This window comes from Arthrobacter bambusae (assembly GCF_030812595.1).
In the GTDB taxonomy this organism is placed as follows: domain Bacteria; phylum Actinomycetota; class Actinomycetes; order Actinomycetales; family Micrococcaceae; genus Arthrobacter; species Arthrobacter bambusae_B.
On sequence record NZ_JAUSSZ010000010.1, the window covers coordinates 159,232 to 171,965 of the forward strand.

Consider the following 12,734-nt stretch of genomic DNA (forward strand, 5'->3'; position numbering starts at 1 on the left):
GGCCCCTGCTGTCCCTTATAGTGTCAGCGCCGTGAGGCATGATGGAGGAATGCAGGAGCAGGAGCCTCAACAGCAGGAGCCTCGACAGGGTCCGAGGAACGGCGGTCCTGGCAATTCGGCCATGGACCGCTTCAGCCGCGCCACGCGCGAATGGTTCCTCGGTGCTTTCTCCGCGCCCACCCCGGCCCAGGACGGTGCGTGGAAAGCCATTTCTTCCGGATCCCACGCCTTGGTGGTGGCACCCACCGGTTCCGGCAAGACGCTCGCGGCATTCCTGTGGGCGTTGGACCGGCTCCTGTCGGTGACCCCTAGCTCTTCCGCGGACGCCCTCCCAGGGCTTGAGGACAGCCCCACCCGCACCCGCACCAAAACTCCCAAGCGCAAGACCCGCGTCCTATATATCTCACCCCTTAAAGCACTCGGCGTCGACGTCGAGCGGAACCTTCGCTCACCGCTGATCGGCATCACGCAGACCGCCAAACGGCTGGGGCTTCCAGCCCCATTGGTAAGCGTCGGCGTTCGTTCCGGGGATACGACGACGGCGGACCGCCGCGCGCTGCTCAGCCACCCGCCGGACATCCTCATCACCACGCCCGAGTCCTTGTTCCTCATGCTGACTTCGAAGGCCCGGGAGACGCTCAGCGAGGTGGACACCGTGATCGTCGATGAGGTCCATGCGGTGGCGGGTACCAAACGTGGAGCCCACCTTGCGGTGTCCTTGGAACGGCTTGATGCGTTCTTACCGAAACCCGCCCAACGGATCGGGCTCTCGGCCACCGTGGAACCGCGCGAGCTCGTTGCGCAGTTCCTCGCTGGCTCGGCACCCGTGGAAATCGTCGCACCGCCGTCGCGCAAGAACTGGAACCTCACCGTCAGCGTTCCTGTGGAGGACATGTCGGACCTCGCGGGGGCTGCAGGCGCCTTCGACTCCGGGCCAGCCTCGGGACTGCAGCCGCAAGCGTCCATTTGGCCGCATGTTGAAGAGAAGATCGTCGATCTTGTGTTGTCGAAGCAGTCCACCATCGTGTTTGCCAACTCCAGGCGTCTCGCGGAGCGGCTCACAGCCCGGCTGAACGAGATTTACGCGGAGCGCCAACTCATGGCGGTGGATGTGTTTTCGGCTGCCGCGGATTCGGGGCTGCCCGACGCCGGAGGTCCGGCCTCGATCCTGCCGACCTCAACGGCGACACCCGCGCACATGATGGCCCAGGCCGGAAGCACGAGCGGCGCCGATCCGGTCCTGGCCCGCGCGCACCACGGCTCCGTGTCCAAAGACCAGCGTGCACTCATCGAGGACGACCTCAAGTCAGGCCGGCTGCGGTGCGTCGTAGCCACGTCGTCACTGGAACTCGGCATCGACATGGGAGCCGTGGACTTGGTAATCCAGGTCGAGTCGCCGCCCTCGGTGGCCAGCGGACTGCAGCGGGTGGGCCGCGCCGGCCACCAGGTGGGTGAGATTTCCGAAGGCGTGCTCTTCCCCAAGCACCGGGCAGACCTCGTCCACACTGCCATCACCGTGGAGCGCATGCTGAGCGGAAAGATTGAACGCCTCCACGTCCCCGCCAACCCTTTGGACATCCTCGCCCAACAAACAGTCGCCGCCACCGCACTGGGAAGCATCGATGTCGAGGAATGGTTCACCACCATCCGCCGTTCGGCACCCTTTGCAACACTCCCCCGCTCAGCTTTCGAAGCCACCTTGGACCTTCTGGCAGGACGGTATCCCTCGGACGAATTCGCCGAGCTCCGGCCGCGCATCGTATGGGACCGGAACGCCGGCACCATCGAAGGCCGCCCGGGGGCACAGCGCCTAGCCGTGACCTCTGGCGGAACCATCCCCGACCGCGGACTCTTCGGCGTCTACATCATCGGCACCGAGGTCGAAGGTTCGGGGTCCGGCTCCGGCCAGAGCGGCCGGACGTCCGCGCAGGAGCCCAGTCCGGCGTCGCGCGCTGCCAAAGGCGGCCGACGCGTCGGCGAGCTCGACGAAGAAATGGTCTACGAATCACGCGTAGGTGACGTCTTTGCCTTGGGCGCCACCAGCTGGAAAATCGAAGACATCACGCACGACCGCGTCCTTGTTTCGCCTGCCTTCGGCCAGCCGGGAAAAGTCCCCTTCTGGAAAGGCGATTCCCTGGGCCGACCGGTGGATCTCGGCCGCGCACTCGGGGCATTCGTGCGTGAACTCTCCGCCTCGGACCAAGGTCCAGCGCTGGAACGGTGCGAGGCCAGCGGGCTGGACGACTTCGCCGCCGGAAACCTGATCCAGTATTTGAGCGAACAGAAGCAGGCCACGGAAGTCGTCCCCAGCGACCGGACGCTCGTGGTCGAACGGTTCCATGACGAGCTCGGCGACTGGCGCGTGGTGCTGCACAGCCCCTTCGGCATGCCGGTCCACGCTCCATGGGCGCTCGCCGTCGGGCAGCGGCTCCAACAGCGCTATGGCTTGGACGGTTCCGCGATGGCCGCCGATGACGGCATCGTGCTGCGGGTGCCGATGATGGAGGACGAGCCTCCCGGGGCTGAGCTGTTCCTCTTTGACCCCGACGACCTTGAGCAGATCGTGACGGCGGAGGTCGGCGGCAGTGCTTTGTTCGCCTCCCGCTTCCGCGAGTGCGCCGCGAGAGCCCTCTTGCTGCCTCGGCAGAACCCCGCGAAAAGGCAACCGCTTTGGCAACAGCGGCAACGCTCCGCGCAATTGCTGGATGTCGCCAAGAAATACCCTTCCTTCCCCATCGTGCTTGAAACCGTGCGCGAATGCCTGCAGGACGTCTATGACCTGCCCGCGCTGAAAGACATTGCCGCCTCGATCGAGCGCCGGGAAGTGCGCTTGGTGCAGACCACCACGCAGCAGCCCTCACCCTTCGCGAAGTCGCTGCTCTTCGGGTACGTCGCCCAATATTTGTACGAAGGCGATTCCCCGCTCGCCGAACGCAGGGCCGCGGCTCTGGCCCTCGATTCCACGCTCCTGAACGAGCTTCTGGGCAGGGTGGAACTACGCGAACTCCTGGACGCGAAGGTCATTGAGGCCACCGAACTCGAGCTCCAGCGCCTGGCACCGGACCGGCAGGTCCGTGGCATGGAAGGAGTGGCGGACTTGCTGCGCCTGCTTGGCCCCTTGAGCGTCGAAGAAGTGGCTGCCCGTTTGCAGCCCGAAGGAGCCGAAGCCTCGCCCGATCTACCTGCGGGGCATCCGGCCCCCGGAGCGCCTCCTGCTGCATTGGAGCTGGCGGCATTGCATCTGGCCGCCTTGAGCAAGGCCAATCGCGCCCTCACTGTGACCCTCAGCGGCGTGGAACGGTTCGCGGCCATCGAGGATGCGGCCCGGCTCCGGGATGCCATCGGCGTTCCGCTGCCCATGGGAGTGCCGCTCGCCTTCATCGAACCCGTCAACGATCCACTCGGGGACCTGGTCTCCCGTTACGCACGGACCCACGGGCCCTTCACGGCCGAAGAAGCCGCCGCGAGGCTGGGGCTCGGTGCCGCAGTCGTGAGTACCGCGCTGAAACGCTTGGCAGCAGACGGCCGCGTGGTGGAGGGCGAGTTCCGTCCGCACCCGAGCGCGCCGGCCGCATTGACCGATCCAGGGACAGGGCCCTTGGCGCTGGAGGAATCCCCGGCTGTACCGCTCCACGGAATCCCGTTTAGTAGCGAGTGGTGCGATTCCGAGGTGCTACGCAAGCTCCGGCGTCGTTCGCTGGCCGCTTTGCGCGCCGAAGTGGAGCCCGTGGATGCTGCTGCGTACGGCCGGTTCCTGCCCGCCTGGCAAAACGTGTCCGTGCCTTCTGCGGGCCGCTCCCGCGGCACCCCGGCGCTGCGCGGACTTGACGGCATCATGACCGCCGTCGATCAACTCTCCGGAGTGCCCGTTCCGGCGTCGGCCTGGGAGCCGCTGGTGCTGTCCAGCCGGGTCTCCGACTATCAGCCGGCCATGTTGGACGAGCTCATGGCAGCAGGCGAAGTCTTGTGGTCCGGAGCCGGGTCGTTGCCCGGGAACGACGGGTGGATCAGCCTCCATGTGGCCGAGGCCGCGGAACTGACGCTCAACCCGGACCCTGATTTCGAGCCCGGTGACGCCCAGCTCCGCCTTCTGGATTACCTGCAGGGCGGTGGGGGCGCCTATTTCTTCCGGCAACTCACGGACGTTGCGGGCGGCATGGATGCTGTCCTCAGCGACGACGCCGTGGTGGCCGCCCTATGGGATCTCGTCTGGGCCGGCCGCATTACCGGCGATACGTTCGCCCCCGTCCGCGCGATGATTGCGGGCGGCCGCACGACGCACAAGCAGCCCGCCCGGCCGCCTCGGGCCAGGTCCCTGCGCATGAGCAGGCTCGGCCGTTCGCAAGGCACGGGTTTGATGGGATCGCCAGGACTCACGGGCGGACGCTACGGCTCGGCCACCGGAACGGCTCCCACTCCCCCGCTTGCGGTTGGCCGCTGGTCAGCGTTGCCAGCTCCTGAGCTCGACCCCACGATCCATGCACGTGGCACCGCCGAACTCCTCCTCGACAGGTACGGTGTCGTGACCCGCGGCTCCGTGATGGCTGAGAACATCCTGGGCGGATTCGGGCTGATGTACAAGGTCCTCGCGCGCCTGGAAGAAGCCGGACGGTGCCGCCGCGGCTACTTCATCGAGCACCTCGGAGCAGCCCAGTTTGCAGTGCCGGCGACCGTGGACCGATTGCGCTCGTTCACGGAAGATGCCCAACTCGCCAAAGCCGAGCCCGTCGCGTTGGCGCTTGCAGCAACGGATCCCGCCAATCCCTACGGCGCTGCCCTCCCGTGGCCCGCGTTGGCCGTCGACGCCGGATCGGGTCACCGTCCGGGCCGCAAAGCGGGGGCCTTGGTGGTGATAGTCGACGGCGCCTTGGTTTTGTACGTCGAACGCGGAGGAAAGACCCTGCTCACCTTTAGCGATGACGACGCCGTCCTGACGGCCGCAGCTTCCGCCCTCGTCGGCGTGGTGCGCCGGGGAGCGGTGGACAAATTGATCATGGAAAAGGTCAACGGCCACGACCTCTTGGACACCCCCGTGGCTACTGCGCTTGCGGCTGCCGGGGCGTACTCCACGCCGAAGGGTTTGAGGATCCGTGCCTGAAGGCGACTCGATCTGGCGGGCTGCCGCGGAACTGCACAAGGCCCTTGCTGGACAGACGCTGCGCTCCTCGGACTTCCGCGTGCCAAGGTTCGCCACGCTGGACCTGGCTGGATGGACCGTGTCCGAGGTGGTGCCACGGGGAAAGCACCTGCTCATGCGATTGCTTGCACCGGCGGAGGCTGCCCCAGGCGCCCTGACCATCCATTCACACCTGAAAATGGAAGGAAGCTGGCAGGTCTATGCCCCCGGCGGCCGCTGGAGGAAACCCGGCCACACGGCCAGGTGCGTCCTCCGCACGGCGACGGCCGACGTCGTCGGGTTCTCCTTGGGAACCCTGGAAGTGATCCCGACCCCGGACGAGTCCCGCGTGGTAGGGCACCTCGGCCCGGATCTGCTCGGGCCGGACTGGGACGCCGAAGAGGCCGTTCGTCGGTTGAGGACCGCACCGGACACGCCGATCGGCGTCGCACTGTTGGACCAACGGAACCTCGCTGGAATCGGCAATATCTACCGCTGCGAGGCCTGTTTCCTGGCTGGGGTGCATCCTGCGGCGCCGGTATCAGCCGTGCCGGACCTCGCGGGGATGCTCACGGAAGCCAAGGTCCTGCTCGAAGCCAACTTAGGACCGGGACGGAGGATCACGCGTCGCACCGGACTTCCTGGAGTCCGGGGGCTTCCCCGCCCTGGCTATTGGGTATACGGCCGCGAGCACCAGCCGTGCCTTCGCTGCGGTACGCCCATTCGCCGTGCGGCCCTGGGACCGGCCTCGGGGTTGGAAGACCGGATCATCTACTTCTGCCCGAAATGCCAGCCCAGCCCGCCGGCTGACGCTACGGAAATTTCCTGACGCTACGGAAAATTCCTGGCGCCCCCGGAATTCCGGGAGCGCCAGGAAGACTCCGCGTCACGGAGCAGCCGGCACCGCTTCGGAAGCAGCCTGGGACGCCTTCGCGGGAACCATGAACCGCGGCAGCAAGAGCTGCACAAGCGGCCCAATGGCCAAGGCATAGACAACGGTTCCCACACCAACGGATCCGCCAAGCAGCCAACCGATGCCGAGCACAACAACCTCGATCAAAGTCCGGGACAAGCGCACCGACCACCCCGTGCGGCGGGCAAGCCCGGTCATGAGCCCGTCGCGCGCACCCGGGCCAAGGCGTGCGCCGATGTAGCAAGCGGAGGCGATGCCGTTGAGGACCACGGCGCCTGCGAGCATGGCGATCTGGCCACCCAGGTTCGAGACCGCGGGAATCAGCGCAAGGCCGATGTCAGCGAAGACACCCACCAGAACTGCGTTGGCGAGGGTTCCGAAGCCGGGCATCTGCCGCAATGGGATCCAGAGGAGCAGGACCAGGAAGCTGACCACCACAACGACCGTGCCGATGCTCCACCCGATCCTCCCGGCGACGCCTTGGTGGAACACATCCCAGGGATCCAGGCCAAGGCCGGCCCGGATGAATATGGCCAGCGAGATGCCATACATTGCGAGGCCGATCAGGAGCTGGGTGATTCTGCGGGTCATCATGAAATCATGCTCCCGAAAACTGGCATTGCTTTCCATAGCCAGTTTGGAATACTGGTCTTATGCCCGGATCCCTGAACCCCACGGCCATGGTGCGTCTCCTCGGCGCTTGGAACACGGGGGCCGCTCCCGCCTATCGCGAGCTGGCCGACGTCGTACGCCTTTTGGTGATGGACGGGCGCATCCCGCTCGATGTCGCGCTGCCCAGCGAGCGCGCACTTGCCGTCACCCTGGGCGTCAGCCGGACCACCGTCACGGCCGCCTACGCCAGCCTGCGCGAACAAGGGTTCCTCAGCGGCGGCCAGGGCAGCCGGGGGCGGACGGGCATTCCACACCGGACACTTCCCGTGAGCGGACCGGGGCTGGCCGTTCCGGAAGGGATCCTTGACCTCGCCTACGCTTCCCTGCCTGCTACGGGCGAGGTGGTGCACCGGGCCTTTGCGGATGCATTGATTGACCTCCCGGCACTGCTTCCCGGTTTTGGCTATGACGCGGTCGGCCTGCCGTCCCTCCGGGAAGCCATCGCAGACCGCTACACGGCAGCGGGCATCCCCACAACGGCGGCCCAGATACTGGTGACTTCCGGGGCCCAGCACGCGCTGAACATCATCCTGAGGACCCTTGCCGGGCGGCAACAGAAGGTCCTCGTCGAGCACCCCAGCTACCCCAACGCGCTCGACGCCATCCGCGCTTCGGGCTCCCGCACGGTTCCGGTGCCGATGCCGCCAGCCGCCGAGCCTGCCGCCGAGCCGACGGCGGGCGGTGCCGCCGAGCCTGCCGCCGAGCCGACGGCGGGCGGCTGGGATATCGACGGCATGGTGGCGGCTATGCGGCATCAACGCCCGGCCATGGCCTACCTCGTGCCGGACTTCCACAACCCCACCGGGCGGATCATGTCCAACCTCCAGCGGCGCCGCTTGGTCCGCGAGGCGGCAGGGACGGGCACTGTCCTGGTGGTCGATGAAACGCTGCGGGAGCTGAACCTCGACGGCGTCAGCACATCGCCCCTCGCGGCGTTCAGTCCTGCGGTAGTGACCATCGGCTCGCTCAGCAAGTCACATTGGGCCGGGCTCCGGACCGGGTGGATCCGTGCGGAAGAGGACTTGATCAGCCGCTTTGTGCAGACCCGGACAACAATGGATCTGGGCGGTCCCGTCGTCGAGCAATTGGCTGCGGCCCGGCTGCTCAGGGCTTTCGGCGAACCCCTGGACGAAAGGCTTGCGAAGCTGCGGCGCAACCGGGAAGCGCTCCTCGGGCTCCTCGCCGAGCACCTGCCCGATTGGCACGTGGAACGTCCACGCGGCGGGCTGACAGCTTGGTGCAGGCTGCCCACGCCGTCGAGTACCGCGCTCACCGTCGTCGCCCCGGACTTCGGCCTGCGGTTGGCGGCCGGCCCGCGCTTCGGCGTCGGCGGCGCTTTCGAGCAGTTCCTACGCGTCCCGTACACCCTCGCGCCAGCCCGGCTCGAGACGGCGGTGCTGGCCCTGCGCGACGCCCAAGCCAAAATCGACGCGTCGCCGCAGCTGCGAAAGACGTTGAAGGCGCCCAAGGAAGCTGCCGCCGTCGCATGACGCGCGATTTGCCAGGCGACGCACAAATAGCCTGGCGACACCGGAATATCAGCGTCGCTAGGCCATCTGCGCGTCGAGGGTTTAGGCGAACACCTTCGCCAGGAACCCACCCCAGGCCTTGGCAGTCAGTTCGGAATCACCGCTCCCGCTGAAATCGTGCACCGTCATGCCCACAGGGGCTCCGAAGGAGTTGCGGCCGAAGAAGCGATACAGCGCATCGGCCGTGCGCAAGCCCAGGAAGTGCTGGTTGGAGAAGTCAACCTCCCCGCTCAGCCGGCCCACGCCGTCGAGGTCCACCTCAACCGTTGAACCCTGCGCGACACCGTCCACGCCGAGCGCCTTCTTCAGCTGCGCGAAACCGTCGGGCTTCTGGGACGACGCCGGGCCCTGGATGTCCGTGAAGACCACGGGCTTGCCGTCGAAGTACTCAAGATACTGGCCCAAGGTGTGCAGGTAGAACTCGGTGTGCTTACTGGCGCCGTCGTACTGCTCTTCCCAGTTGTCCGCGAAGATGCCGCTGTGGACATAGTGCAGTTTGGCCCGGCCGCCGTCGAGCGGCTCGAGTACGTGCTCCAGTTGGTTGAACCAGCCGCCCGGTCCATCCATCCGGGTCACGAGGTGGCTGGGGTATTCATCCACCGTCCTTACGGCCGGCCACTGGTCGGTCGGAAACATCCAGGCCGAGGTGTCCTGGGTGACAGCCTGCCAGACCCGTTCAGGAGTGCCGGGCAGTTCGGTGTCGGCCACAATTTCAAATTGACGGTTGTCAGTCATTGTCCTGTTCCTTTTCCGGAGAGTGCTGCGTATTTGTCTTGAGTGCGGGATGGAGTACGACGACGAGCCGGTGCTTGCGTGCGCCGCCCGCCGTTCCGGCCGAAGCAGTTCCGCCGTCGTGGTACTTGTCCACGAGCCGGGTCACCGCGACAGCGAGCTCCTCGGCAAAAGCGGCGCGGTCCGACGCCGAGCGGAAGCTGATTTCGCCGTCGATCGCGAAGCTCGCAAGCTTCTTTTTCGCTGCGGCCGCGCCCGCTATCAGCTTGCCCATCTCCTGGACCGTCCGGGCGGCAAGGGCCAGGAGCCAGAAGGCGGAAAAGCGGTCCGAGAAGCGTCGGGGGTCCGGTGCCACGGATGCAAGTGCCACCGGCGAGATCAGGTACGACGCCGCAGTCGCGCGCAAAACGCGTTCGGTAACGTTGCCCTTCTTCCGCTCCTCCACAAGCTCGACGAGCCCGTGCCGCTCCAGGGCCTTGAGATGGTAGTTGACCTTCTGCCTGGGCAGGCCCACTTTGGCGGACAACTGCGTGGCCGAGCCGGGCTCTGCCAGCTCCTGCAGAATGCGGGTCCGGATCGGGTCCAGCGATGCTTCGGCCGCGGCAGGGTCCTCGATCACTTCGATGTCCAACATGCTTCAATTTTGCATACCGACAACTTTTCTTGTCAAGAATTTTTTTCTCGTCGGACGGTTCGAGGGGCCCTCTGAGCAAGCCTCGCCTGCCGGTACCGCTGCAGCGGTCGAAGGAGTAGCCTGCGGGTATCACTGTGTGAGGTGCAAGATGAGGTTCGCTAGTCCGCCCGCCGGGTCCGGAGCCGATCGGCCACACCGGCGTCGCAAAGGTCGGATTCGGGCTTGGGTTTCACGGCGCCCCGCCCTCGCCGCCTTGTCGATTGTCGCCGTCATCGCACTTGTGGGCGCCGCGGTTTTTTTCGGCGCCTTCTGGCCCCGTGCATGGGTGATGGCCGGCTCGCCCGCAGCCGGCGCGCCCGCATCCAGGGCGCCGGCGGCCGGCGCATCAGCGGCGGATACGGGGATCTCGAAGATCCAGCACGTCATCGTCATCATGCAGGAGAACCGCTCGTTCGACAGCTACTTCGGCACGTTCCCCGGGGCGGACGGGATACCGATGCAGAACGGTTCCCCCGCGGTGTGCGTTCCGGATCCGGCCAACAGCACGTGCGTGAAACCGTACTACGACCCTTCCGACCGGAACTCCGGTGGCCCGCACAGCCAGAACAATGCCACGGCGGACATCGACGCCGGAAAAATGGACGGTTTCATCGCCCAAGCCGAGAAAGCCTCCACCAACTGCGCGCCGAATGCCCCCGCTTGCGCTGGAGGCAAGCAAAGCGACGTGATGGGCTACCACGACGCGCGCGACCTGCCGAACTACTGGGCGTATGCCAAAGACTTCACGTTGCAGGATCATATGTTCGAACCCAATGCCTCTTGGAGCCTGCCCGCGCACCTGTACATGGTCTCGGAATGGTCGGCCAAATGCAGCCAGGCGGGCAATCCGCAATCCTGCGTAAACGCGCTCCAGAACCCGGGAAGCCCGCCGGACTTCACCTCCTCGATCCAGTCCACCCTCATCGGCAAATGCCGGGCCGGCCTGCAGAACAAGGCGTGCCAGGACGCACTCGCTGCAGCGGGGATCACCCCGGACCTTGCCGCCCAGCTGCATACCCTCATCGCGCAAAACTGCGCCGGTTCCGATTCCTATGCGAATTGCCAGGCCGCGATCGACAAAGCAACCCTTCCCGAAGCGCTCAAACAAAAACTGCTGGCCGCGGCGAAACTGCTCGCTCCCCCGGACTACGCCTGGACGGATCTGACCTACTTGCTGCACAAACAGAACGTGCCCTGGGCCTACTACGTCTTCAACGGCACCGAACCCGACTGCCAAAACGACGCCGCCATGAGCTGCGCTCCCGTGGCCCAGAACGCGAAGACACCGGGCATCTGGAATCCGCTACCTTACTTCGACACCGTGAAGCAGGACGGCCAGCTAGGCAACATCCAGTCCCTCACCAACTTTTACACCGCCGCCAAAAATGGCACGTTGCCGGCAGTGAGCTGGATCGACCCCACCGGAGCGGTCAGCGAACACCCCCCGGCACTGGTCAGCACCGGTCAGGCCTATGTCACGGGCTTGGTCAATGCCGTCATGTCGGGCCCGGACTGGAACAGCACCGCCATTTTCCTCTCGTGGGATGACTGGGGCGGTTTTTACGACCACGTCACCCCACCCTCTGTCGACCAAAACGGCTATGGCCTCCGGGTCCCAGGAATCGTCATCAGCCCTTACGCCAAACAGGGCAACATCGACCACCAGACCCTCAGCCACGACGCCTACGCCAAATTCATCGAAGATGACTTCCTCCACGGCCAACGCCTCGACCCGGCCACCGACGGACGGCCCGATCCCCGGCCCGACGTCCGTGAGAACAGCCCCCAGCTCGGCGATTTGGTGAACGACTTCAACTTCAACCAACAGCCCATCAAACCCGTCATCTTGCCGGGCGGCACGACGTACTAAGCCCCAGCCGGGCGCCAGCCGGGCGGCCCTTGTGGCGCCCCCGGTAGAATAGACCGGTGATGCAATCTCCCCTTCCAGTGCGCGACGGCGTCAACGCCACCCGTCTGCGCCTCCCGGACGAGGGGCCTTGGGACACCGCGATGGACTACATGATGCACCGTTGGGGCCATATCGATCCCCAGGGCATCGAGGACAGGTTCGACGCCGGCGAAATCGTCGGCGAAGGCGGCGCTCCCCTCGACCGCCGCACGCCCCTCGAAGAACACACTTTCATTTGGTACTACCGCACCCTCCCGCCTGAGATCCGGATGCCGGTGGAGATCAACATCCTGCACCAGGACGAGCACCTGCTGGTCGTCGACAAGCCCCACTTCCTGCCCACCACCCCGGGCGGGACCTACATCCAGGAGTCCGCGCTCGTCCGGCTCCGGAACCAGCTGGACCTTCCGGACCTCATCCCGATGCACCGACTCGACCGCATGACCGCCGGCGTCCTGCTGCTCTCCACCAACCCGGAGACCCGCGGCAAGTACCAGGTGCTCTTCGAAAAGCGGCAGGTACAAAAGGAGTACGAGTGCGTCTCTGCCGCGGCACCCGCCGCAGGCTTTCCCGCCGTCGAGTTCCCCGCCGTCGTGCGCAACCGCATGAGCAAATCCCGCAGCTATCTCCTCGCGGAAGTCATCGAAGGCGAACCGAACGCCGAAACGCGTATTGAGCAGATCAGAACGTTCGACGGCGGCGCTCACGACGGCGGCGACGCTCGCCGAGCGCTGTACCGCCTCGAACCGCACACCGGCAAGACCCACCAACTCCGCGTGCACATGGCTTCGCTCGGGCTCGGGATCGTGAACGACTCGTTCTACCCGGAGCTCCTGGACAAGGCTCCGGATGACTACTCCAAGCCGCTGCAGCTACTGGCCCGAGGCATCCGATTCGTTGACCCCATCAGCAAGCAGGCCGTGGAATACCGGAGCCGCCTCGAGTTGAGCGAAGCCCACCCCGCCTGACGCTCGCTCACGTATACCCCCTCCTCCCCCAACGCTCGCTCACCAAGAGTGGGGGCGCACGTCCGCCTTGAGGTCATATCTGCAAGAGGGTCGGTCCAAACGCCCACATAAGTGAGAGAGCGTCAGTGGCGGATTCAAGTGGTGGTTGCAACGCGTCCTTTATGCTGCTGATTCTTCCAGTATTTGTTCGAGGGCTTGCGCGGGTGTTTTCCAGCCGAGGGT

Annotated in this window: 8 protein-coding genes; 5 read left to right on the forward strand and 3 right to left on the reverse strand. The window is 65.8% G+C overall.

Going from position 1 to position 12,734, the window contains the following annotated elements:
- Nucleotides 1-121 precede the first annotated feature (121 nt).
- Both J2S96_RS14740 and J2S96_RS14745 read left to right on the forward strand, forming a co-directional pair.
- Nucleotides 122-5,098, forward strand: coding sequence for an ATP-dependent helicase (locus J2S96_RS14740; protein ID WP_306864986.1), 4,977 nt, complete (start codon nucleotides 122-124; stop codon nucleotides 5,096-5,098).
- Entirely contained in the window at nucleotides 5,091-5,945 is an 855-nt protein-coding gene (locus J2S96_RS14745) for an Fpg/Nei family DNA glycosylase (RefSeq protein WP_306864989.1), read from the forward strand. The genes J2S96_RS14740 and J2S96_RS14745 overlap by 8 nt, the downstream gene beginning before the upstream one ends.
- 57 nt (nucleotides 5,946-6,002) lie before the next feature.
- Here the strand turns inward: J2S96_RS14745 and yczE are convergent, their stop codons facing one another.
- Nucleotides 6,003-6,623, reverse strand: a complete 621-nt coding sequence (gene yczE / locus J2S96_RS14750; protein WP_306864993.1) for a membrane protein YczE — start codon at nucleotides 6,621-6,623, stop codon at nucleotides 6,003-6,005.
- Nucleotides 6,624-6,682: 59 nt separating this feature from the next.
- Here yczE and yczR point away from each other — a divergent pair, with 59 nt between their 5' ends.
- Nucleotides 6,683-8,191, forward strand: a complete 1,509-nt coding sequence (gene yczR, locus J2S96_RS14755) for a MocR-like transcription factor YczR (protein WP_306864996.1) — start codon at nucleotides 6,683-6,685, stop codon at nucleotides 8,189-8,191.
- 81 nt (nucleotides 8,192-8,272) lie between these two features.
- Here yczR and J2S96_RS14760 read toward each other — a convergent pair whose 3' ends face one another.
- Complete coding sequence (locus J2S96_RS14760; RefSeq protein ID WP_306864999.1) at nucleotides 8,273-8,965, reverse strand: SRPBCC domain-containing protein; 693 nt, start codon at nucleotides 8,963-8,965, stop codon at nucleotides 8,273-8,275.
- The gene (locus J2S96_RS14765) at nucleotides 8,958-9,596 is read right to left on the reverse strand and encodes an ArsR/SmtB family transcription factor (RefSeq protein ID WP_306865002.1); all 639 of its coding nucleotides are present in this window, start codon (nucleotides 9,594-9,596) and stop codon (nucleotides 8,958-8,960) included. Before J2S96_RS14765 ends, J2S96_RS14760 begins: the two co-directional genes overlap by 8 nt.
- 253 nt (nucleotides 9,597-9,849) lie before the next feature.
- Between J2S96_RS14765 and J2S96_RS14770 the strand changes: the two genes are divergently transcribed.
- Nucleotides 9,850-11,505 carry an alkaline phosphatase family protein gene (locus J2S96_RS14770; protein WP_306865004.1) on the forward strand — a complete coding sequence of 552 codons (1,656 nt, stop codon included), beginning with the start codon at nucleotides 9,850-9,852 and terminating at the stop codon, nucleotides 11,503-11,505.
- 59 nt (nucleotides 11,506-11,564) lie between these two features.
- The gene (locus J2S96_RS14775) at nucleotides 11,565-12,512 is read left to right on the forward strand and encodes an RluA family pseudouridine synthase (RefSeq protein ID WP_306865035.1); all 948 of its coding nucleotides are present in this window, start codon (nucleotides 11,565-11,567) and stop codon (nucleotides 12,510-12,512) included.
- The last annotated feature ends 222 nt before the right edge of the window (nucleotides 12,513-12,734 follow it).